This window comes from Mucilaginibacter puniceus (genome assembly GCF_054783175.1).
Window position 1 is genome coordinate 21,999 of sequence record NZ_BAAGRB010000005.1, and the last position, 25,292, is coordinate 47,290.

The window sequence follows — 25,292 nt, forward strand, 5'->3', positions numbered from 1 at the left end:
TGAATGGGCAAAGATAAGTTATTTGGGTATAAAGTCAGGAAGTATGAAAGACGGAAAGTCCGAAAGTTTTTTTAATATTGAATATGCATAAATCATCCGCATCCGCACTGGCTCCTCCTTATCTTAAAAAAGGAGATAAAGTGGCTATAACTTGTCCGGCAAAAAAATTGCCGGCACCCATGACGGATGCGGTTAAGCTGTTACGATCATGGGGCCTTGAAGTGATTTTGGGCGATACCTTAAATGCCTCATACCACCAATTTGCCGGCGACGATGAACTGCGCACTAAGGACTTACAACGCTTTATTGATGACGATAGCATTAAAGCCATTTTTGCTGCCCGTGGCGGCTACGGAACCATGCGCATCATTGACCGTATTGATTTTAGCCGCTTTCTCCAAAATCCTAAATGGATAATTGGGTTTAGCGATATCACGGTACTACATGCGCATATTTATAGTAATTATAATATCCAAAGCATACATGGGCAAATGCCTATAAATATTCCGGATGCTTCTGCAAAATCATTAGAAACCTTGCGGAAGAGTCTTTTTGGTGAGGAATTAACTTACGATGTTAAACTCAATCCCTTAAACCGCACCGGCGAGGCAAGCGGTGTTTTAATAGGTGGTAATTTAAGTTTGTTGGTAGCTATATCGGGCTCCGCATCTGATATGGATTATAGCGGCAAAATTTTATTTATTGAAGATGTGGGCGAATACCTGTATGCTATTGATAGACTAATACGAACTTTAGATAGGGCCGGCAAACTTAAAAACCTGGCCGGCTTAATAGTAGGCGGTTTTACCGGTGTTAAAGACAATGATATACCTTTTGGGCAAACCGTGCCCGAAATAATTATGGAAGTGGTTAAAAATAATAATTACCCTGTTTGTTTTGATTTCCCAGCAGGGCATATACCGGATAACAGGAGCTTGGTATTGGGCGCTAAATTAACATTATGCATTAATAAGAAATTTATTGAAACTAAATATGGTAATGTGTGAATTGTTATGACAGCAACCCCTATATCTCATAATTGGAATTGAACCTGAACCATTAAAAAGAGCGACCAGTAAATACTGGTCGCTCTTTTTTTAAATCTTAACAGATGCGCTGTTTATGAAGTTTAGCGTGTACCGCCAGCCCACCATACAGGCTCGGTATACACGTACTGTCCGTCACCATATGCTGCCTGAACATTTGGATTGGTCGTAGTATCATCGTTACCATATGTTAAACGTAACGGAAATGGTTTAGGGCTCGCTAATGTAATCAGATTTTCGCCTAACCCTTTGTAACGACGGATGTCATTGTAAGTTTCGGTGGTTTCGCCGGATGATCCAAAAAAAGCAAGATATTTTTGATTGGCTATTTCTTTAAGCGGATTTGCAAGTAATAATGGTACAACCTGTGTATCAAAATAAGTTGCTGCCTGTGCCGGTGTTATTGCCGATGTTGTTTCTGTTAAACCACCGTAGGCTCCCGGCGATGGTGCATTAAGAGCGGCCGTAACGCTAACCTCTGTATTGGCTATAGCTGCTACCACTGCTGCCTTTGTAACCGTTACAGCATTTTGTCCAAGCCTTGCCATTGCTTCAGCTTTCAGAAATAGAATTTCGTGATAGCTTAAAAGCATGGTAGGGGCAGTTTGCGAAAACACAAATATAGATGTGTTATAAACATATTGTTGCTGTACAGGTGTTCCGTTTGGTGCCATTAAATTATAAACAGCACTACCTGTAGTAATTGGAGATAATTGAACCCAATCAGGATCTACAAATGAACGGCCTAATCTTGGGTCGTTACGCTCTATAAACTTATCAACAAGGCTGCGGCTTGCCGCTAAACCATCACGACTCCATTGATAATCAAAGTAAGGGTTTAAGTTGCTCGCGTCATAAACGTTGAAAGCTGCCTGGTCAGCGGCAGAAGCAAAAGACGCATTTACCTCGTCAATTACAGTTTGTAAACTGGCATTAGCGTTTGTAGCACGTTTTAATAAGTGCATTGTATACCTGGCTTTTAAGCCATGAGCAAACTTTATCCATTTAGTAGTGCTACCACCATATAATAAGTCATAAGACCCTACCCCTTGAGCATCAGTTTTACCCAGATCAATAATAGCAGCATCCAGATATTTCATTACATCTGCATAAATAGCTTGCTGCTTATCAATTTTAGGGGTTAAACTTACTTTAATATCACCTGCTTCTGTCCATGGTGCATCACCATACATATCGGTTAATAACGCCAGGTTATATGCGGCCATAACTTCGGCCATGCCTTTTGTTACAAAGTTAGCTGGCTCGCTTCCACCGGGTGAACATCTGGCAATAATGTCCTTCGCGTTTTTTAATGTAGTATATATCGAACCCCATGAATTATTAAACGTAGAAGCCGAGGTAGGTTGTGATTCGCGAATCTCCGACTGATACATTTGCCCATATACGCCTACTTCATGTTCTACATAAGTAGTTAAATAGGTATTAATATCTCCGCCTGAGTTATTAACAGCTGTACGTGTAAGTACATCGGCCAAAATAAATTTGCCCTGGACGTTCGTGGGGTCGTTTGTATTTACATTGACATTGTCTAAAGCTTCTTTAGAACAACTTGAGAATACTACTGACACAGCAGCAAGCATCCATGAATATTTTTTAATTTTTGAAAAGTTCATCTTTGATTTTTTTAGAATTTAACATTTAAACCTAAACCATAGCTTGATGTTGCAGGTAATGAGAAGCGTTCGAACGCACCGCTCATATTGGTGTTTCCTTGGGTTGATTCAGGATCAATTCCTTTGATCTGCGACCATATTAGCAAGTTCCTGGCAAATACATTCAAGTTAACTTTTAGTCCTGTTTTGTCTATCACCGGATAACCTAAAGTTACCTCTCTTAATTTAACAAACGAGTTATCTCGAATAGATCCTTCAGAGATGCTATTTACGCGGGTAAAGTACGCCTCGGTTTTTGCAGCTGGTATCATTATATCGTTTGGCGCATAGATAGGGTTGCCACTACCATCAGTTCCGGTAACCTTTACCGCTGGTTTTTCAAACAAGAATGAAGTACCAGTCGCTCTTAGATCGGCAGAACGTTGAGATATACCATAAAAATCTAATAAGCCGGTTGTACCTGCGTACATTTGCCCGCCATTTTTCCAATCTAACACAGCGGTTAGTCTTACTTTTTTCACTTCTAACGCAGTATTAACTCCTAATATAAATTTAGGAGATACACGTCCTATAACTTTTTCAGGTCCTGCAGTTGGCATACCGCTGGCGTCTACTACAATTTCTCCGGCAGCATTTCGCGCATAAGAAACTCCATAAATAGTAGGGAAGTTTTCTCCTATACTTGCCCTAACTTGCGGGTCAGTAAAGCCGCCCAGGAAAAGGCTTTCTACGCCTGGCGCAAGTGCATCGACCATGTTATCAATTTTAGTGAAGTTGAAGTTGATATTCCATTTTACATTTGCCCTGTTTATTGGTCTGAAACCAAGCGTTACCTCATGTGCGTTGGTATGAACACGGCCAGCGTTGGTTAACAGTGAAGTTGAACCTGTTGATGCGGCTAATGGAACTTCGAAAATTTGGTCGGTAACATTTTGACGCGAATAAGTGTAGCTTAATGTTGCCACGCCATTAAAAAATGTCAAATCTGTACCAATCTCATATGATGTTGTATTTTGAGGCTTCAAATTTGGATCATACAAAACACCATCCTGCGTATATGCAGTTATACCACCAGGAAGGGGATATAATATCGGAGTCCCTGATGAGAAACCACCGCCAAACACAGGTGTAGAATAAAATGACTGTTTAAAAAGTGAAGCTGCCTGGCCTACCTGAGCAACAGAACCGCGTAATTTACCAAATGTTAATACGTTATTATTTTTTAAAGCCGGCAGTTGCGTAAATACAAAACCTAACGATGCCGACGGATAGAAGAACGAACGGTTATTACTTGGCATAGACGAGATCAAGTCTTGACGGCCCGTCACGTTTAGGAAAAGCATGTCTTTATAATCTACCGATACATTTGCAAAGTTACCAATGGTACGGCGTTGCGTGTAATCTTCACTAGCACTGTAAACAGACGCATTCTTCATTTGGTTAAACCCTCCATAATTAAAGTTTTGACCAAAAGCGTAGTTGGCTCTGCTGTCGTTGTGTACAAACTCATTACCAACCAAAATATCTAACACAATATCATCTGATAAACGATTGTTATATGATGCTGTAAACAAGGAGTTTACCATGTTATTGGTAACATCATTTAAAGAAACTTCTCCCAAACCGTTGGCATGCCCGTAACCAAATACGTCCCTGTAATTAGTTGTATAAGTATCGCCACCTATTTGATACTTAACGGTTAATTTTTGATTGGTTGTTCCTAATCCACTTGTAAACTGCAAATAAGCATTTCCAAAAAAGCGTTGATTTCTTTCCAGGAATTCATTGTTTTTTATAGCCCAATATATGCCATCAAAGCCACTTGTTGATCTGTATGTATTTTGTGAATAAGGATTATTCGCCACGTTAGACGGTATTCCTTTCAAATCGTAGCTTGGCGGTGCAGGATAAAGCGTTGCAACTACACCGTTGTTGGCTGATGATTGTTTGGTAAGTTTAGAGTTAGCAAAGTTTACGTTAAAGCCTGTTGTAAAGTGACTGCTCAGTTTTGCTTCTCCGGCAAATTTACCAGTATATCTATCTAAACCTGTTGATGGAATAATACCTCTTTGATTAGCATTACCCAGCGTTATAGAGAAACTTCCTTTTTCAAAACCTTGCGCAACGTTAACCGAATTACTAAAGGTATGGCCTGTTTGGAAAAAATCTTTAACGTTGTTATATACTTGTGGTGTTTGCCATGGGTCAAGCCCGGCAGCCGCTCTTTGCGGCACATAGTACATACCCGGGTGAAGGCCTGCAGCATTAGTAAAAGTATTTACTTTGTTACCACCATAGGTTGCGTTATCTGGCAATTCGTTAATAAGCGGTCCATATGATTTTGACTGTGATGGAGAGTAATTGCCGCCTGTACCTTGTGCATATATTGATTGCAGCTCAGGATATACAGATATTTTATCAAAAGTAGTATTTGAATTGATCGTTACCTGAGGTTTTCCTATAGCATTTTTACCGCTTTTGGTAGTAATAACAATTGCACCATTTGATGCACGTATACCGTAAAGTGCAGAAGCTGCCTGGCCTTTCAGGATGTTCAATGTTTCAATATCATTAGGATCAATATCAAGCGCCCGGTTAGCATAGTCAGATCCGGTTACAGAATTACCCGTATTAAAATCATTATCTGAACTGATTGGCAACCCGTCAATTACATATAAAGGACTGTTGTTACCAGTAGCATTCAATGAACGCGAGCCCCTGATAGTAATTCTCGCGGATGCGCCAGGCATACCTGAGGATGGAGTAATCTCGACACCGGAAACTTTACCTTGAATGGCACCTGCCAAACCGATGTTTTGGCCACGGGTTATCTCATCAGCATTTAATTGTTGTGTAGCATACCCCAATGATTTTTTATCCCTTGAGATACCCAGAGCAGTTACAACAACTTCACTTAATTGCTGGTTGTCTTCTGCTAATACAACATCTATTACACTACTCGCTCCAACAGTAATATCCTGCGAAATGTAAGCAATGTAAGTAAATGATAGGATTGCGCCTGTTTGTACGCTAATGGAGAACTTGCCATTCGCATCCGTAGATACTCCTTGATCTGTCCCTTTAATTCTCACTGTAACTCCCGGTAGGGGTAGGCCATCTTCTTTGGCCGTAACCGTACCAGTAATTGTACGGTTTTGTACAAATACCTGCGTAACGCATAGCGTCGCAAGCAAACACAAACTTACTAGTAGTAGTTTTTTCATGTTTGTAAATAATAAGATCAGTTAATCGTTAATTAATTATAAAAGTAGTGTTACGTTATTATAATCACAAATTAAAAAGCAAATAATTGCAACTTATTTTTAAAAAAAATGCAAAACATAGCTAACTTTTAATTTTTTTAGTACTTTGTATTGCATAATACAATTTAAAACATATATCTTTGTTTTATGATTGCCGAAAACACACAAACCCAAATGCGAAAGGGCATACTGGAGTATTGCATACTTTCAATTATAGGCCGCGAAGAAACCTACGCCTCGGATATAATTGCCGAACTTAAAAAAGCACAACTAATTGTAGTTGAGGGCACTATATATCCACTTTTAACCCGATTAAAGAACAATGGGCTGTTAACTTACAACTGGGTTGAGTCCACATCGGGCCCGCCACGCAAGTATTATTCCTTATCGCCCGAAGGCCGGGAAGCACTACAGCAGTTAGACCAAACCTGGAAAGAGCTATCGTTCGCCGTGCAAACGGCAATTGCCAAAAAAAGTAAAAACCAATAAACTATCACACCATGAACAAAACAATTATTATAAATATAAACGGCTTTATTTTTCATATTGAAGAAGACGCCTACGAGATATTGAAGAATTACATGACGGATGTTAAGCGTCATTTTCTTAATTCGGCAGATAGTTTAGAAATTACAACAGATATTGAAAACCGCATTGCCGAAATGTTTACCGAAATATTGGCAACCGAAAATAAACAGGTTATTATTGAACAGGACGTAAAAGGTGTTGTTGAGCAAATGGGATCGGTTACTGATTTTGAAACATCAGATGACGAAGCAAAGAGCACATTACATGAAACCCATATCTATAATACCGGTAACCGTAAACTATTTCGCGACTCGGAAAACCACTTGTTAGCCGGTGTATGCTCTGGCCTGGCAAATTATTTTGACACACAAGTTATTTGGTTCCGGTTGGCTTTCGTAGCAGCATCTCCCTTTTTTGGCATCGGTATATTTTTATATATCATATTTTGGATAGTTGTGCCAAAAGCTATTACCCGCACCGACCGTATGGCTATGCGTGGGCAAAAGTTAAACCTGCAAGGCTTTAAAGAAAATTTAGAAGAAGAACAAAGTAACTATCGTGAAAACAGGGCAGACAATCGCGCTTATACAAAACCGGCTATATATAAGGTACGCGATTTTTGGGGAGACCTTTTTCGCCACATCGGCAACTTTTTAAGTGGTGCCGCAAAAATTTTAATTAAAATTTTTGGAGTAGGTGCAATATTGGCCAGCATAGGATTCATAGTTTTTTTAGTAGTGGCACTTGTGGCGTTGATTAGCTTTGGCGAGTTTGCACCATTTGACACTTTCCCCAATGAAGTGTTAAAAAACACCTACGCGACTCCGGTTTTTATGACAGGCTTTGTAATAGGTGTTATACCTGCGCTTACAATTATTTTACTAAGCTTAAAAGGTATATTTAATACCAATGTTGTTAACCGGCAATGGGCCTCGGGTTTGTTAATAGTGTGGCTATGCGCAATTAGTGTATTCACCTATTACTGTGTAAAAATAGCCAGGAACTTTGCATCACAAGCCAACTTTAGTGAAACCATTACGCTTAAAGCTACACCTTCAAATACCTATGTTTTAAATCTTAATGATAATAAATACTTTTCTTCAGAGGATAGCGCTAGATTAAATATCAAGTCTTTGAAATCTAACATACGGGTTACTGAAGCGCCATATGAATACAATGATTATCGCAGGTTCAAATATGGCAAGGTATATCTGACCATTGAAAGAAGTGATACTAATCAACCAACATTAGTAAAAAACTATGATGCCAAAGGCAGGAGTTATGATGAGGCATTAGATAATGCCCGTAATATTAAATACCGGTTTTCGCAGCAGGATAGCATTTTAAAGTTTGATTATAAACTGTATGACGATGATGAAATGTGGCACGATGAAGTTTTAAGACTTACTTTAAAATTACCGTTAAACGCAAAAGTTACTATTGATACCAAGTTGAAAAATTTGATAGTAAACTATGATGTAAACGCGTGTGAAGATATAAATAAGCTGGCAGATGGCATTCCGGCCACATTTATAATGACAGAAAATGGCCTGCAATGTATAGTTGATCCGGTAATTGCTAAAGCTCGTAAAAAAAACCAGGAGTTATTAGACAGTTTAAGAAAAGCCGATGAAGAAAATTACGAAGAACATACTCAAACAGATGAAAATTATAATAACCTAACGCAGTCTGCTGAAGAGACACGAGAGCGGTTAAGACGAGAAGCTGAAGAGAAACGCGAGCGTCTTAAAAGAAGGCGCCGTGAAATGATTGATAGCTTAGAGAACGAATTGCGATGATCTTAAATGAGCTTTTAAATAATATAAGCCCGATATTTTATATCGGGCTTATTTGTTTTACAATACTAAACTTCTACAATCCACATAAACCGATGTAACCTTTTGTTTCAAAAAAGCATCCTATACCAAAAACAAGCTCGCTAATATGCTACATTATTTATATCCACATTTTTTCACCGCCAAAATAACCTTGCTTACCGATTTGTTTGGCGGGTTAGCCCTTTTTGCGTTGCCGCGCATATAGCACTGCAGTAGTTTTGGCCATTATTAAAAAACAAAAAAGAACAATCCATTATGAAATCGACCTTTATCAAAATATTTTTTACCCTTATACTTATCATTTGTGTTAATGCAATTTTTGCACAAACCAAACCGGCTACGGCTCAAGTTTCAGGCTCAATAGTTGACACCAAAAACCAACCTGTTGATTACGCTACAGTAAGCTTGGTTAAAGCCACTAAAGATTCTACAGTAGTAAAAGGTACTTTAAGCTCAGCTACCGGCACTTATAAAATTAGCCAGGTTGCACCGGGCACTTATGTTATCAAGGCAACATCAACAGGTTTTGCAAAAACAACCAGCCAACCATTTACTGTTACTGGTAACGACGTAACTGTACCTGCTTTAAGTATGCCTGCCGTTACCCAAACTTTAAATGCGGTTAACATTGCCGGTACAAGGCCGTTAATTGAGCAAAAAATTGACCGCACGGTAATGAATGTAGAGGGTAGTGTTTTAGCTGCCGGTAATTCTGCATTAGAAATTTTGGAACGCGCGCCGGGTGTAACAGTTGACAAGGACGATAATATAAGCTTGCAAGGTAAACAAGGCGTAACAGTAATGATCAATGATAAATTAACTTATTTATCAGCAGCGCAACTGGCTAACTTATTACGCTCTACAGATGGTAATACTATAAAATCTATTGAGATCATTACTAACCCATCTGCCAAGTATGATGCTGCCGGCAATTCGGGTATTATAAACATCCAACTGAAAAAAAACAATCAATCTGGCACTAATGGTAGTATTAATCTTACGGGAAGCTACGGTTATTATCCTAAAAACAACACAAGTTTATCATTAAACCATAAACAAGGGAAACTAAATGTGTTTGGCAATTTTAGCCGCGGCGATAATCAGCGCAGCCGGACAATGGAAATTAAACGTACTGTTGTTGATGGTACCAACACTACTTACTTTGACCAATCTACTTTTATGCCGGGAATAAACCATTTTAACAATTACCGTGTGGGTGCTGATTACGACCTGTCATCCAAACACACTATAGGCTTTATTGTAAACGGTTATTTTAACAGTTCAAACGAATTTAATGACAACAATACCCGAATTGGTACAACTCCGGCCGCTTCAGATTCTTATCAAAACACGCAATCTGCCATACATAGTAAATACAATAACTTTGCATTTAACATTAATGACAAGTTACAATTAGATACTAATGGACAGGCTTTAAGTATTGATTTGGATCATTCTAAATTTAATAACAACTCTGATGCCCGGTACTACACCACTTTTTTCGGAGGTTCAGCACAGCAGCTTTTATTAACCAATCAAAGTCCTTCAAACATTACTATATATACAGCCAAGGCTGATTATACCTACCCCATCACCAAAACATTTAAGTTTGAAGCCGGTGTAAAATATAGTGATGTTAAAACAGATAATATGCTTAACGCTCAAAGAGATAATGCGAATGACCCGTTAAGAACCAACCAATTTGTATATACCGAAAAAATTGCAGCAGGTTATTTGAACCTGAGTAAAACTTACAAAAAAACAGCTGTACAGCTTGGCTTAAGGGCCGAGAATACCAATTCTAATGGTAACTCAATAACTACAGGCCAGGTAGTCCCTCGCGGGTATTTGAACTTTTTTCCAAGTGTGTTTATTAATCATAGTTTGGCTGCTAAACATAATATTGGCTTATCCTACAGCCGCCGTATTGACAGGCCGGGATATGATAACCTAAACCCATTTGTGTATTATTTAGATCAGTATACCTATAGCCAGGGTAACCCGTTTTTAAAGCCACAGTACACCAACAACTATGAGTTGAAATACACCTATAATAAAACCATAAATTTAAGCTTAGGTTACAGCAAAACAACTGATGTTAATACGCAAATATTATTAACCGATCCGGCTACTAAGGTTACTTACCAAACCAACCTTAACCTGCAAACACAAAATAATTATACCACAACATTCAATACGCCTTACACTATAACCAAATGGTTTACCGGGAATATTAATGCTACCGGATTTTATACACAATTTAAATCTGACAACCTTTTAGGTGCCAATTTAAATAGTGGTCGCTTTGGCTACTATGTTAAAACGACGCAAAATATCAATTTTGCCGGTTTTAAAGCTGAGTTGTCAGAGTTTTATCAATCAAAAGTTATATATGGTTTATTCCTTGTAAAACCCCAATACGCTGTTGATGCAGGCATAAGTCGTGCATTTGCCAACAAAAAACTGAACGTAAAACTATCTGTAAGTGATATATTTAATATTCGCAGAAATGATGTGAATAGCGTTTATCAAACCAATGATATTCAAATCAGGCAAAAAAATGAAACACGTATTGCCCGCTTAACCCTTACCTATAACTTTGGCAATAGCTCGATCAAATCTCGTAACCGCCAAACAGGCAGTAGTGAAGAGGCCAGCCGCGTATCATCAGGTAACTAAGGCTTTTCCAGTCCGCAACGGGCTTCTACATATAGCCAAAAGGGATATTGAGTTTCAATATCCCTTTTATATTTAAGGTGCTATAAACACGGCATTGCTAAACAGCAGTTTGCCGCCCTCCCAAAAATCGCGAAACAATGGGTCATCAACCATATATATGATGGAACCTTTGCCTGCTTTTTCTATTCCAAGCAATAAACCGTCTTTAATTTTGTCCTTGCCTTTTTGTCCAACAAAACCCGCAACATAATTGTCCTTTTTTATGGTACCCACATTCCAGCCATTTTCATCGTTTAGCAATTCATATACATCGCTGTTTTGCTTTAACGAGTAGTAATATTTAGGAAAGCCAAAACCAAGCGGATGGGTATTATCTATATTTAATTTATAAATAGCTCCGGCTACGCTTGACCGGATAGCTTCGCGATCTCTGTTTTCATATATCCTTTCCACTTGCGTTTCGTCAGGTTTAGCCGTCGGCTTATCATCCTTTTTCTTCAACTCAAACACTTTTTTATCTGCCAGTTGCTCAACGGCGCTTTCTAAAGCGATAAGCTTGCCCCCATCACGCACCCATCCCTGCAATTTGTCTGACGGAAAATCATTGTACTTCCCGTCAGGAAATATGATGACATCAAAATCATTCAATTTCAATTGATTTATATCATTGTATTTAACTACAGTTACCGGGTATTTGATTTGCTGCTCAAAAAAATGCCACATCTCGCCCATGGCAGCGCTTGATACGCCATCGCCAGCCACCAGCATTATTTTTGGTGGGTGAATATATTTAATGTTCTCAGATCCAAAATCCGCACCTTTATCAACAAAACCTGACGTAAGCGGAGTAATATCCCGGTTAAATTCTGTAGCTATGCGGTCAATTAATACATTAAAATCGACCCGGTTATTCCCTGCTTTGGTTATAATTAATGATCCCGCCGCAAACTTTTTATCATTTACCTCAAAAGGGGTTTCGGTGTAGCGCACCTTTATCTTCTCCTTTAGTAAAGCCGCCAAAAATTTAGCATCCTCAACCGACTGCCATGCACATATATAAGCATAAGCATTCGTGGCAGGGGTGACTTTTTTAGTAAAATTTAATGAAGCTGCTATTGGTTGATAAGCATCCTTTACCCCATAAGCCTTTAAGCCATAAACATAGGGTAACGACCACGCGGTAATATCATAGGTAATGGAATCGGCTACATAAGTTTTGGGCTCCAATAAAACATTTAACAATACAGATTTAGGTTGATAAGCAGATATGACCATATCATTTTGAGAAACAGATAATGATTCTGTTTTACCCGAAAAGTAATTATAGCCTGTAACCATACCCTCTTTTAAGCCATACCCATATTGTATGCCGTTACGTTCAAACAATTGGGCAAGCGCATTTATTTTGTCGGCATTATCGTTTTTTATAATGTAGGTTTTATAATCGCCAGGTGGCCTGGCGCGGCTATTATCAAAATACTTTTTAAACTCGGTTACTGCTTTTTGTGCGTAGGCGGATGTCGTTTCGATAGTGCTTAATCCGTTTGAATGATGATGCGCTATCCTATCTGCAAGTGTTAAAGTATCACCTATGCCGGTAACAATTGCCAGCCCGGCGCCTATGCCCCCCTGTTCATAGGTCATCCCTATGGAGCCGTTGTACATGGGGTAGGTATCGCCGTATGATGGGTACAGCAAGTCAAACTCCTGGCGGGTAAAATACAGCCATCCTTTTTGGTCAAAATATTTGGCGTTGTTTTTACCAATTATGGTTTGAAACTCCTTTTGCCACTTGGTGATATCATTATGCAACGGCTCGGCCGCAGGCGCAAAATAATAAGGCGAATTATAACTTTGCTCGTGAAAATCAACATGCACCTGTGGCAGCCATTGGTTATATAATGCCAAACGCGCCTGTGTTTCCTTTTGGCTTTGCCACACCCAATCGCGGTTCAAATCAAAATAATAATGATTGGTGCGGCCCCCGGGCCACGGCTCTTGGTGCTCACGCGCTGAGGGATTGGCATCAGGTTCTGCTCCTTTTACCGAATTATAAAAACCAACGTATCTGTCGCGCCCATCCGGGTTCAGGCAAGGATCAATTACCACGACTGTATTTTTAAGCCAGGCCTGCGTTTTTGTATTGGCCGGATCTACCATATCATACAGCGTTGCCATAGCTGCTTCGCTTGAGCTGGGTTCGTTGCCATGTACATTATAGCTTAACCACACTATGGCGGGTGTATTGGTGGTAGGGGTTGTAGCTACTTTTTCTATGCCCGCCAGCCGCAGATTATTATTTCTTATTTCTTCCAATCGCCCAATATTTTCGGGCGAGGCAATAAACATAGCCATTAATGGCCGCCCCTCATTGGTAATACCATACTGTACCAGCTTTACATTTTTTGAGGTTTTGGCTACGTAATTAAAATAATCGGCAATGCGGTAATGTGGCGTAAATTGGTCGCCTAATTTATAGCCCAAAAACCCGGCAGGCGATTGTATAGTTTGTGCCGATGCCGATAGCAGGCAACCTATTGCGATAAATAATAAAGCGACTTTTTTTAGCATAGCAGATTGTACGATAGCTAATATAAAAAGTTTTTATGGGTATTTAATGTTATAAACAGATATGGGGCTCAACAAAATCTGCATATTTGCACATCAACACATCTGCACATTAAAAATGACCCCATTAGAAGCCCTGCAAAAATATTTCGGATACAGCGAGTTCAGGCACCAGCAGGAAGAGATCATTGAGCATGTTTTAAATAAAAAAGATGTATTAACGCTGATGCCTACGGGCGGCGGCAAGTCATTATGCTATCAGCTGCCCGCTATCCTTTTAAATGGCCTCACCATCGTTATATCGCCCTTGATTGCCTTAATGAAAGACCAGGTGGACAGCCTGAATGTGATGGGTGTAGCAGCTGCCTTTTTAAACTCAGCACAAACACCGGATCAGCAATCGCAAATTATTTCTCGGCTAAACAATAACCAGATACGATTACTGTATTTAGCACCCGAGCGATTATTTGGTTCAGAAAGCAAATTGATTAGTTTTTTAAAAACCCTGCCGGTAGTACAAATAGCTATTGACGAGGCGCATTGTATTTCGCAATGGGGGCATGATTTTCGCCCCGAATATTTGATGCTTGCGGGTTTAAAAAATGAGTTCCCTAATGTCCCTGTTATTGCACTTACCGCTACCGCGGATAAGCTTACCCAAAAAGATATTTTAGATAAGCTGGCGCTAAAAAACCCGGCCATATTTATCTCCTCCTTTAACCGCGCCAACATTACCTACCGGGTAATGCCTAAAAAGAACAGCTTCGACCAACTGCTCAACTTTTTGGATAGCCGGAAGGATGAATCAGGTATTATATATTGTCTGTCGCGTAAATCAACGGAGGCATTAGCCGCAGATTTGAAAGCCGAAGGCTACCAGGCAGAGGCTTACCATGCCGGGTTAGATAACGCCTTAAAAGCCCACAACCAGGAAGCTTTTTTGCGGGATGATGTAAAGATCATTATTGCCACCATTGCTTTCGGGATGGGGATCAATAAATCAAATGTGCGCTACGTGGTGCACATGGATATGCCTAAAAACATTGAGGGCTATTACCAGGAAACAGGGCGCGCCGGGCGAGATGGTTTACCATCAGCAGCCATGTTGTTTTATTCGCCGGGTGATGCGATTAAACTCAAGGGCTTTGCCAGCGTAGATAATAACGAGGAGCAAACCCGCATTATGTTGGCCAAGCTGAATGACATGGTAAGGTATTGCCAGTTACCTACCTGCCGTCGCCAGTTTTTACTGAATTATTTTGATGAGCAAGCACCGGAACACTGCGGATCATGTGATATATGCCTGAGCGAGTTTACACGTTTTGATGGTACGCTAATAGTGCAAAAAGCACTTTCGGCTGTTTTTAGGTTAAATCAGCGTTTTGGCAGCACCTACGTGATTGATTTTTTACGCGGCTCCAAAAGCGAGAAGATACGTGAGGAACATAAAGCGCTTAAAACTTACGGTGTAGGTGCTGATATCAGCAAGCCCGACTGGATGCGCTACCTGCGTGAATTGGTGGCGCTGGGTTATTTGCATGTTACTGAGGATGAATACCCCGTTTTAAAGCTTACCGCCAAAAGCGACGCGGTTTTAAAAGGACAGCAAAAAGTAGAACTTATCGCATCTCAAATTATTGAAGAACAGGAACAGGAGGCTTTGCCATTTGATGATAGTTTACTGAGTTTGATAAAAAATACCCGCCGCGACATCGCGCAGCAGGAAAACGTACCGGCTTATATTATTGTGTCTGACGCAACTTTGGTAGAAATAGCCACTTATCTGCCGCAAAGTTTGGACGAGTTACGATTGATATCAGGTTTTGGTGATATTAAACTGGCAAGATATGGCCGTGAGTTTTTAGCAACAGTAACTAGTTATTGTAAGCAACATGGACTATCCTCAAAAATGGACCAGAAAAGCAGGAAGCGCGAGCGGAAAACACGTGCGCCGAAGGCTGCCAAACCCGCTACCGTCATGCGTAGCAGCGACACCAAACTGGTTACTTTAAATTTATATCGTTCAGGCAAAACTATTGCTGAAATTGCCACTGAACGTGGCTTTACCATATCTACCATTGAAACCCATTTAAGTTATTTTGTACAATCGGGCGAGATGAATCTATCTGAAATAGTTACGGAAGATAAGCTGCCCATTATTAAAGATGCCATTGAAAAATACGGCGCCGACAGGCTTGCTCCATTGAAAGAATTACTGGGCAATGATTTTAGTTATGGAGAGATTAAAGCTGTTATAGGCTGGATGAACAGAAATCAATAACTTTGGTTATCAATAATATCATGACCACTACCGAACAACTCTATCAAATTTATAAACAGCACCCGGTTATCAGCACCGATACCCGCAAAATAGCTGCAGGCAGTTTGTTTTTTGCCCTGCGGGGAGAAAAATTTGATGCCAATACCTTTGCGCAACAAGCTTTAGAGGCAGGCGCGGCTTATGCAATAATTGATAACCCCCAGTATAAAACCAGCGATAAATGTTTATTGGTGGATGATGTGTTAACCGCCTTGCAAGATCTGGCTCGTTATCATCGTCGCCAATTAACTATTCCGGTTATTGGGCTTACGGGTACCAATGGTAAAACCACTACCAAGGAGTTGATCAACGCGGTATTAGCACAGCATTACAAAACCCTGGCAACGCAAGGCAATCTGAACAACCATATTGGTGTACCGTTAACCGTTTTAAGCATTGATGCATCGCACCAAATTGCGGTTATTGAAATGGGGGCCAATCATCAAAAAGAAATTGAGTTGTTAAGCAGTATAGCCCAACCTACTCACGGATTAATTACCAACGTAGGCAAAGCGCATTTAGAAGGTTTTGGTGGCGTAGAAGGTGTTAAAATTGCCAAAGGCGAGCTATATGATAACCTGGCAGCAAGCGGTGGTGTTACTTTTATAAATAGCAATAGCGATGATTTAATGGCAATGCAGGCCAAACGCAAATTTGCTACTCCTCCTGTCTTTTATGGCGATGCTATTGATGATTTGGTGAGTGCCGAAATAACCGAGAATGCTCCATTACTTACTTTGCAATGGACCAATAACAGTTCGGGGGAAAGCTATACCGTTAAAACTCAATTAACGGGTGCTTATAACCTGGATAATATATTAGCTGCTATTTGCATAGGCGTTTATTTAAAATTGTCTGCTGCCGAGATCAACCGTGGCATTGAAGGCTATCAGCCTAAAAACAACCGCTCGCAAATTGTACAAACTGCTACCAATACCCTGATATGCGATTACTATAATGCCAACCCCAGCAGTATGCAGGTAGCTATTGAAAATATTGGTCAGCTACAGGCAACGCGTAAAGTTTTAATTTTGGGCGATATGTTTGAACTGGGTGAAGAAGCCCCGGCAGAACATCAAAACATAATTAATAAAGTCTTGCAAACTGATGTTGCTGAACGGATAATTATTGGAAAAGAATTTTTTGCATTAAAAAGTGAAACTCCAAAAGCAATTTTTTATGAAACCGCTGAAGAAGCCATTGCGGGGTTAAAAGCCAATCCTATAAAAAATTCAACTGTATTGATCAAAGGCTCAAGGGGTATGGCATTGGAGCGATTGGTGGAATTGTTATAATACTTAAAAAATAACTGTCATTTCGAGCATAGCGAGAAATCTATACACACGCTACGTCGCATATGTATGGATTTCTCCTCGTACCTCGTTCGAAATGACAGTTGGATTTTAAACTTATCGCTTCTTCAAAAACTCGGTCCTCAACACAATGCTCATGCCGTCGACCTTGCAGTCTACTTCTTCATCGTTATCAGTAAGGCGTATCTTTTTTACTAATGTGCCTTGCTTAAGTGTGGTGCCGCCGCCTTTAACTTTCAGGCTTTTGATCAGCGTTACTGAGTCGCCATCTTTCAATATATTACCGTTACTGTCTTTTACTATTAATTCGTCCATTGTGAGTTTGGTTTAAATAAAAAGCCCCGATAAACGGGGCTCATGCTTTTATGATTGTGTTACTTATTTAGTAACGTACATTACTTCTTTAACTGCTTTTATAACCCTTTCCGGATTTGGCAGGTATTCTTGTATCAAGGTTGGCGCGTAAGGCAATGGCACATCGCCACCCATAATACGCAGGATAGGCGCATCCAAATAATCAAACGCGTCTTTTTGTACTTTAAAGGCTATCTCGGTAGCTATTGAGCCTAAAGGCCAGCTTTCTTCAACCAATACCAAACGGTTGGTTTTTTTAACCGATTCAATTACGGTAGCATAATCAATAGGGCGTACGGTACGCAAGTCAATAACCTCCGCGCTGATGCCTTCTTTCTCTAACTCGGCTGCGGCGGCGTTAACTACTTTCATTATTTTACCAAAACCCACCAAAGTAACATCAGTACCTTGTTTGGTTACGGCCGCTTTACCAATTTCAATATAGTATGTTTCTTCAGGTACTTCGCCTTTATCGCCATACATTAATTCCGACTCCATAAAAATAACCGGGTCAGGATCAATAATAGCCGATTTTAATAAGCCTTTAGCATCTGCAGGGTTTGATGGTACAACCACCTTTAAACCCGGGCAGTTAGCATACCAGTTTTCAAAACACTGGCTATGCTGTGAACTTAGCATACCTGCATTACCTGTTGGGCCACGAAAAACAATAGGAACCGAGAACTGGCCGCCACTCATTGACATGATCTTGGCAGCACCATTGATAATCTGGTCAATAGCAACTAATGAGAAATTAAAGGTCATGAACTCGATGATAGGTTTTAAACCATTCATAGCCGAGCCTATTCCTATACCTGCAAACCCTAATTCGGAGATAGGGGTATCAATAACGCGTTTTGCGCCAAACTCGTCAAGCATGCCCTGGCTAACTTTATAAGCGCCATTATATTCAGCCACTTCTTCGCCCATCAGGTAGATGGTTTCATCCTTGCGCATTTCTTCCTGCATTGCTTCGCGAAGGGCTTCTCTGAATTGTATTTCTCTCATTATATTAAAATATACTGTTTTTCAGCCGCAAATATAATCACTAATGTTTTAAAAGCAATTGATTTGGCGGTCGTGGCTAATTACTTTTTACGTTCCCCTTTTAACTTTGATGCGAGTTCTAATGCTTTATAAGCATTTACAATACCGCCAGATTTTGACAAGGTTGTAAAATCAACCATTTCACCCTCGCTACCCGGCTTTATTACCTTAGTACCTGCAACAGGTGTGGCCGATTGTAATATCACCTGTTTTAATTGTTTAGCGCTCAGATCGGGGTAATACTCTAATATTAATGCGGCAATACCTGCAGTTATTGGCGAAGCAAAACTCGTGCCGTCGGCGGTGTTAAATTCGCCATCCATATTAATGGAAGTTACCTTTACACCCGGTGCAAAAACATCTACCGTACGTTTACCATAATTACTAAATGATGCGGCCAGGTTTTCGCCCAATACAGCGCTTGAAGCACCTACGCTGATCACGTTATCTGAATCGTCCGACGAATCATCAGCAAAAGTATCATTTGGAAATTGCGGTTTAATGTCCACATTTTGGCCATCATTACCTGATGCCTGCACCAGCAACACATCTTTAGATGCCGCATATTTAAACGCAGCATCCACCCAGTCTTTATGCGGTGATAGCTTTTTACCAAAGCTCATATTAACCACCTTAGCGCCGTTATCAACCGCGTAGCGTATAGCATTAGCTATGTCTTTATCATACTCATCACCATTAGGCACTGCTTTAATACCCATGATGCGTACATTATCGGCAATACCATCAATACCATAACCATTACCGCGTGCCGCGCCTATCAAACCGGCAACGCCTGTTCCGTGTGAAGCATCAGGGTATTTTAAAATATTGTTACCGTAGGGCTTGCCATCCTGCACATCAGGGTCATCGCCTACAATACGTTTGCGCGATGTCAGATCAGGGGCTACATCATTATTTAGTTTAGCCTGGTATTCTGCAAGTTCCTTTAATATTTTGCTATTATCGCCACCCTCTTCCTGAAAGATCGGCCCCCAAACAGCGATGCTTTGGGTTAACGTATCATTTGGTGCTGTTATCTTAGCAAGGTCAGCCTGGTTAAACGTAGCATCGGGGCCAAGCTTTAACGCTTTTTTAATATAACCACTGGTTACCATCAATGCATTCATAAACTGCGAAACCTGCCCTACTTCGCCCGAAGATTTGGAAATAGTTTCGTTATAAATGGTTTTTACTTTAAGCCAATAGGCATATTCCTTTGCATTGCCTTCGGTAGCTGTGGTGGCGTTGGCGTATTTATCTTTAAGACGGTGATATTCTCTTACTTCCTCTACAGTTTCGGTATAATCACTTTTACCGCCCGGGCCACCTAAAAAATCCCATCCATGTACATCGTCTACATAGCCATTTTTATCATCATCAATGCCATTGCCCGGTTTCTCTTTAGGGTTTACCCATAAAATACTTTTCAGGTCCTTTTGCGCGGTATCAATACCACTATCAATGGTAGCTACAACTACCATTTTATTGGGTTTGCCTTTTACAAATTGATAAGCGTTATTTAAACTGATGCCGTAATAACCATCGGCTTTTAGATCCATAGTATGCCAATTTTTAGGTGGATCAGTCTGCGCAAAGGTATTATGGCTTAACAGTAATGCTCCGAATATGGCGGCGATTTTTATGGGTAGACGAAAAATATTCATTGATATAAATTTGGTGTAAGATATTACAAATTCAATTATTTTTTTGTGTTGGATGTGTTTTATACCTAAAATGAACCGCAAAAATAGGATGCACATTATTTACAATAGTTGCTTTACACAACGATTTAAGCAGCACTTTAAGTATAACTATAAAAATTATGATACTTTACGGATTGACACCCTCATGTAATATTAACGTGCTTCGCATACCACTTTTATTTTGGGTTTCGTATCTTTGATGAAAGATAAAATCTTTAAGACATATACACCCACCTCCCGGAAACGCAACGCTAATATTTCATAATCAGCCAATTGCAAAAAACGATGTTTAAAATGTTTGTATGTTGAAAACTTAATTACCTTAACGATGCTTATAACTTGTAATTTGAACCATTGAGGTATAAGCGAGTCATACCTAATACTTAAACTAGTGTTCTGCAAACAATATTGAATGGAAGAAGAATTTGAATTTGGTTCAGCCGAAGATCCAAAATTTTCGGTAGAACGGTACGAGGAAATGATCAGGAATCATGACCAGTACTTTTTTGATGCCCAGGCGTTTGAGAACATTATCGATTATTACATCGAAAAAAACGACGCCGCCAAGGCATTGCAGGTTGCAGAATATGCCTTTAGCCAACACCCTTTTGCTGCTGTATTTTTAATAAAGCAGGCCCAGTTGCTGGCAATTACCAATCGTGTTAATGATGCTTTTACTTTGCTGGATAAAGCAGCTACGCTGGAAGCATCTGATGCGGATATTTACATTATTCGCGGTAACTTGTACGAGAGCATGGAGCGGTATGACGAGGCCCTTGAAAATTATTTAAGAGCGCTTGACCTTGCCGAAGAAACTGACGAAATACTATTGCATATTGCCTACGTGCATCAAAACATGGGCGAATATGAAACAGCCATCACCTATTTAAAGCTTTGCTTAAAGCAAAATATGGAGAACCAGGATGCCTTGTATGAACTGGCATTTTGCTACGATGTGCTGGATAACCAGGAAGAAAGCGTACAGTTTTATCAGCAATATATTGATAACGAGCCGTACAGCTATGCCGCATGGTATAATCTGGGTAATGCTTTTACCAAATTAAGCCTATTTGAAAAAGCGATAGATGCTTACGATTATGCCATATTGATAAAAGACAGCTTTGCATCTGCCTATTTTAACAAGGGAAACGCCTTGGTTAATTTGGAGAAATATGCTGAAGCGATTGAGGTGTACCGACAAACTTTTGAGTATGAGCAGCCTAATGCTGATACTTATTGTGCCATAGGCGAATGCTATGAAAAGCTGGAGCAAATGGATGATGCACGGGCATTCTATAAAAAATCGGTTAAAATGGACCCTAAGCTGGCTGACGCCTGGTTTGGTATTGGGGTAACACTTGATTTTGAAGAACGTTATTTTGAGGCACTGCACTTTTATAAAAAAGCATTGGACCTGGATATCATCAATGCCGATTATTGGTTTGCTATCGCTGATGCTGAATACAAATTGGGCCACATAGAAGAAGCGCAAATTGCTTATGAAAAAGTAGTGGAGCTTAATCCTATTGATGTAGATGCATGGCTGGATTACTCGTCGATTTTGTACGAGCAGGAAAAATTGGTTGAAGCGATAGAGGTCATATCAGAAGCCATAAAAAACAACCCGGAAGCAGCCGAACTGTATTACCGTATGGTAGCTTATTTATTTGCCAAAGGCGAGATCAATGAAGCGATGATCTATTTAGAAACCGCGCTGACCTCTGATCCTGAAAAACATTATATCCTGTTTGATTATTTGCCGCAGTTGGCGGAGAATAAAGTAATACTGGATATTATAAACAAGTTTACCAAGTAATAGCCGGGGTTACCTTCTAAACTTTAAAAAAACCGAAAATTATTTCGGTTTTTTTATAACCTTTGAGCCGTAATTATTTGCCGGCATAGCCGTTGTATAGCTGATATATGAATTATACCATCAATAATCTCCCCGAGCGCATTCAGAAACCACGTAATAGCGGCATCACCATGATGATGGATAAGGGCCTAAGCCTGCGCCAGGTGGAAGATTTTATTGAGGTTGCCGGTACGTATACTGATATGGTTAAACTGGGTTGGGCCACATCTTATGTTACTCCTAACCTTGACGATAAGTTAGCCATTTATCGCAATGCAGGCATACCCGTTTATTTTGGTGGAACGTTATTTGAAGCCATGCTGGTACGCGGGCAGTTTGATGATTATTGTCGATTAGTTGATAAATACCAACTACAATACGCCGAGGTATCTGACGGCTCAATAGATATCCCTCACGAAGAAAAATGCGAATACATCCGTAAACTGGCTAAACAGGTAACGGTGATATCCGAAGTGGGTTCAAAAGACGTACAAAAAATATTTGCCCCTTATAAATGGATAAACCTGATGCGTGCCGAAATTGAAGCCGGTGCCTGGAAGGTAATTGCCGAGGCCCGCGAAAGTGGCAACGTAGGTATCTACCGCGATTCGGGCGAAGTGCGCCAGGGATTGGTAGATGAAATATTAACCCAAATACCCGAAGAAACCATTATTTGGGAAGCGCCACAAAAAGCACAGCAGGTGTGGTTCATCAAATTGATCGGCGCCAATGTAAGCCTGGGTAACATTGCCCCTGCAGATGTTATACCATTGGAAACCCTTCGCCTGGGGATACGCAGTGATACGTTTGATCATTTTTTAGGGCTATGAAACACTACGGATTGATCGGCTTCCCGCTTTCGCATTCTTTTTCAAAAAAATACTTTGCCGAAAAATTTAAAACCGAAAACATTACCGACGCCAAGTACGAAAACTATCCCTTAGAAGACGTAAAGGATCTGCAAGACCTATTAGGTGCTCACCCTGACCTTTGCGGCATCAACGTAACCGTTCCGCATAAAATTAAGGTGTTGAAGTATCTGGACTGGATAGAGCACGATGCCAAAACGGTAGGCGCGGTTAATTGCATCCGCATTTATAAAGAAAGTCCGGTGCAGGCCGCGTTTTCGGGCGAGGTGGGGGTTAAGGATCATGATTTCCACCTGGAAGGTTTTAATACGGATATTTACGGTTTCGAGATGTCATTGCGCCCATTGCTGCATAGCCACCATGATCGCGCGCTGATATTAGGCGACGGCGGCGCTGCCCGTGCCGTTAAATGCGTGCTGGATAACTTAGAAATTCCGTTTACCGTGGTTACCCGCAAAAAGCAGGAAAACAGCATCCTGTTTAAGGACTTAACCCCCGATCATATCGCGCAGCATAAATTAATTATCAATACCACGCCGGTTGGCACCTCGCCTAAGGTGGATGAATGCCCGGATATACCTTACCAGGCCATTACCGACCACCACCTGCTATACGACCTGATATACAACCCCGAAAAAACCCTGTTTTTGCAGAAAGGCGAAGAGCAGGGCGCTGCAATAAAAAACGGCTACGAAATGCTGCTTTTGCAGGCCGAAAAATCATGGGAGATATGGAACTCAAGGGAAGTGAACCCATGAGAGTTTTTGCCGTCATAGTAGTTGCCATATTGTTTTTAGCCGCCTGCGGCGGCGGGGGCGATTACTCGCCTAAGCCAAGGGGTTATTTCCGTATAGAACTGCCCAACAAGGAATACCGCCCCTACCAATCTGCCTACCCGTTTACGTTTGAATACCCGGTTTATGCGCAGGTTGAGCAGGATAGCACACCCGCCCGCACTACCCTGCAAAAAATGCAGTATAAGCTAAACATGCAATTTAAGCAGTTTAACGGCACCCTGCACCTCAGCTACCAGCCCATAACCAGTAAAAAAATATTTGACGAACTGATTGAAGATGCCCATAAACTGGCCTTTAAGCATACGGTAAAAGCCACCGGTATTGACGAGGCCCGCATTAACTTCCCCGAGCGTAAAGTTTATGGTTTGTACTACACTATTGATGGCAACGCCGCCTCGGCGGTGCAGTTTTATTTGACCGATAGTGTGCGCCATTACCTGCGCGGCGCGCTGTATTTTAACGAATCTCCGCAGTTTGACTCTATACAACCGGTGCTGAATTTTGTGAAAAAAGATGTGGATGTACTCATCAAAACCTTGCGGTGGAAGTAAGCATGAGGTAACCATTTATAGCAAAATCATGGTTTACACAACTTAACACATTTTACCCTAATTTAAGGCTTAAATAACTGACAGTCAAATCATTGTAAATTTAACAGCCCGAAAAGTGTAAACCATGATTTTTATGGTGTTAAACAGGGCTGTAAAAATTGAGTTTAAGCAGTTTTTCATGGTTTGTTACCGGGGTAAACCAGGTGGACTGACACTGTACTGTCACCATAACCTGATTTACAAAACCCGATATTTGATGTGATTGCGGCACCGTTAGGTAACTGGCGTGATGACGTTCTTTGAAATATAACTTAATAAAGCCACAGGACTAACCGCTGATCTCCAATTAACCAATCACTATAACTAACCAAGAAACAGGACTAACCGCTGATCTCTAATCACTAATCTCTAAACGCGGGCGTTGCCTGCGGCCCAGGCTTTCCGCTTATACGCCTGCAGGCATTAGGCGCAAGATGGCCGGTATACGCTGCAATCCTTAACGCGGTAGAGCAATTAGCGGCCGTGTTAGGTGGATAAAAGTGGCGGATTGAAGCATTAAAGGACATAAAAAAATTATATACAATGAAATATTGACAGCAAAAATAGCTATTATTTAAAATTGAATTATACACAATTCATTGTATATTAATGATTTAAGTAAAAAAATCTTTCAAATAATTTTTTTCTTCCATTTGTTATTTTATCTTTTTACATTTGATAAAGGCAATGTGGAAAAAATTATTAAAATATTAATAAATAAACCTTTATCAATATTTTGTGTTTAATATAAAAATTATACCTTTGCAGCCCCGAAAATGGAAAGTATAAAATACACACATATAGCCAAGCTTTACGGTTTCAAATGTTATTTTAATGAAGAAACTATGGATGTAAAGGGAACTACCTGGTTAAACGACAAACTAATTG

16 protein-coding genes are annotated in these 25,292 nt (G+C 40.4%); 10 read left to right on the plus strand and 6 right to left on the minus strand.

The window, feature by feature from the left end:
* Positions 1-83 precede the first annotated feature (83 nt).
* Positions 84-1,007: a S66 peptidase family protein gene (locus ACYVJ6_RS14885; protein WP_460694882.1), complete on the plus strand. Its 924-nt coding sequence runs from the start codon at positions 84-86 to the stop codon at positions 1,005-1,007.
* Between the two features lie 122 nt (positions 1,008-1,129).
* On the opposite strand, the gene ACYVJ6_RS14890 is transcribed toward ACYVJ6_RS14885, so the two are convergent.
* On the minus strand, positions 1,130-2,680 hold the full coding sequence (locus tag ACYVJ6_RS14890) for a SusD/RagB family nutrient-binding outer membrane lipoprotein (protein WP_460694883.1): 1,551 nt from the start codon (positions 2,678-2,680) through the stop codon (positions 1,130-1,132).
* An 11-nt stretch (positions 2,681-2,691) separates the two neighbouring features.
* Positions 2,692-5,904 carry a SusC/RagA family TonB-linked outer membrane protein gene (locus tag ACYVJ6_RS14895; RefSeq protein WP_460694884.1) on the minus strand — a complete coding sequence of 1,071 codons (3,213 nt, stop codon included), beginning with the start codon at positions 5,902-5,904 and terminating at the stop codon, positions 2,692-2,694.
* Positions 5,905-6,090: 186 nt separating this feature from the next.
* Between ACYVJ6_RS14895 and ACYVJ6_RS14900 the strand changes: the two genes are divergently transcribed.
* From ACYVJ6_RS14900 to ACYVJ6_RS14910, 3 genes are all read left to right on the plus strand, one after another.
* Entirely contained in the window at positions 6,091-6,432 is a 342-nt protein-coding gene (locus tag ACYVJ6_RS14900) for a PadR family transcriptional regulator (RefSeq protein ID WP_460694885.1), read from the plus strand.
* An 11-nt stretch (positions 6,433-6,443) separates the two neighbouring features.
* The gene (locus ACYVJ6_RS14905; protein WP_460694886.1) at positions 6,444-8,270 is read left to right on the plus strand and encodes a PspC domain-containing protein; all 1,827 of its coding nucleotides are present in this window, start codon (positions 6,444-6,446) and stop codon (positions 8,268-8,270) included.
* A gap of 294 nt (positions 8,271-8,564) precedes the next feature.
* Positions 8,565-10,988: a TonB-dependent receptor domain-containing protein gene (locus ACYVJ6_RS14910; protein ID WP_460694887.1), complete on the plus strand. Its 2,424-nt coding sequence runs from the start codon at positions 8,565-8,567 to the stop codon at positions 10,986-10,988.
* Positions 10,989-11,060: 72 nt separating this feature from the next.
* Here ACYVJ6_RS14910 and ACYVJ6_RS14915 read toward each other — a convergent pair whose 3' ends face one another.
* Positions 11,061-13,559: a M14 family metallopeptidase gene (locus ACYVJ6_RS14915; protein ID WP_460694888.1), complete on the minus strand. Its 2,499-nt coding sequence runs from the start codon at positions 13,557-13,559 to the stop codon at positions 11,061-11,063.
* Positions 13,560-13,674: 115 nt separating this feature from the next.
* Between ACYVJ6_RS14915 and recQ the strand changes: the two genes are divergently transcribed.
* Positions 13,675-15,837 (plus strand): DNA helicase RecQ, encoded by a 2,163-nt coding sequence (gene recQ / locus ACYVJ6_RS14920; RefSeq protein WP_460694889.1) that lies wholly within the window; start codon positions 13,675-13,677, stop codon positions 15,835-15,837.
* Between the two features lie 20 nt (positions 15,838-15,857).
* The gene (locus tag ACYVJ6_RS14925) at positions 15,858-17,171 is read left to right on the plus strand and encodes a UDP-N-acetylmuramoyl-tripeptide--D-alanyl-D-alanine ligase (protein ID WP_460694890.1); all 1,314 of its coding nucleotides are present in this window, start codon (positions 15,858-15,860) and stop codon (positions 17,169-17,171) included.
* A 114-nt stretch (positions 17,172-17,285) separates the two neighbouring features.
* Here the strand turns inward: ACYVJ6_RS14925 and ACYVJ6_RS14930 are convergent, their stop codons facing one another.
* The 3 genes from ACYVJ6_RS14930 to ACYVJ6_RS14940 all read right to left on the minus strand — a co-directional run bounded on the left by ACYVJ6_RS14930 (position 17,286) and on the right by ACYVJ6_RS14940 (position 20,254).
* A complete protein-coding gene (locus tag ACYVJ6_RS14930; RefSeq protein WP_460694891.1) occupies positions 17,286-17,504 on the minus strand; it encodes a zinc ribbon domain-containing protein YjdM in 219 nt (72 codons plus the stop codon).
* A gap of 63 nt (positions 17,505-17,567) precedes the next feature.
* Positions 17,568-18,551, minus strand: coding sequence for a pyruvate dehydrogenase complex E1 component subunit beta (locus tag ACYVJ6_RS14935; RefSeq protein WP_460694892.1), 984 nt, complete (start codon positions 18,549-18,551; stop codon positions 17,568-17,570).
* Between the two features lie 80 nt (positions 18,552-18,631).
* On the minus strand, positions 18,632-20,254 hold the full coding sequence (locus ACYVJ6_RS14940) for a S8 family serine peptidase (protein WP_460694893.1): 1,623 nt from the start codon (positions 20,252-20,254) through the stop codon (positions 18,632-18,634).
* A 451-nt stretch (positions 20,255-20,705) separates the two neighbouring features.
* Between ACYVJ6_RS14940 and ACYVJ6_RS14945 the strand changes: the two genes are divergently transcribed.
* The 4 genes from ACYVJ6_RS14945 to gldD all read left to right on the plus strand — a co-directional run bounded on the left by ACYVJ6_RS14945 (position 20,706) and on the right by gldD (position 24,365).
* On the plus strand, positions 20,706-22,109 hold the full coding sequence (locus ACYVJ6_RS14945; protein ID WP_460694894.1) for a tetratricopeptide repeat protein: 1,404 nt from the start codon (positions 20,706-20,708) through the stop codon (positions 22,107-22,109).
* Between the two features lie 107 nt (positions 22,110-22,216).
* Positions 22,217-22,978, plus strand: a complete 762-nt coding sequence (locus ACYVJ6_RS14950; RefSeq protein ID WP_460694895.1) for a phosphosulfolactate synthase — start codon at positions 22,217-22,219, stop codon at positions 22,976-22,978.
* On the plus strand, positions 22,975-23,775 hold the full coding sequence (locus tag ACYVJ6_RS14955; protein ID WP_460694896.1) for a shikimate dehydrogenase family protein: 801 nt from the start codon (positions 22,975-22,977) through the stop codon (positions 23,773-23,775). The genes ACYVJ6_RS14950 and ACYVJ6_RS14955 overlap by 4 nt, the downstream gene beginning before the upstream one ends.
* Positions 23,772-24,365, plus strand: coding sequence for a gliding motility lipoprotein GldD (gene gldD / locus ACYVJ6_RS14960; protein WP_460694897.1), 594 nt, complete (start codon positions 23,772-23,774; stop codon positions 24,363-24,365). Before ACYVJ6_RS14955 ends, gldD begins: the two co-directional genes overlap by 4 nt.
* Positions 24,366-25,292: the final 927 nt, after the last annotated feature.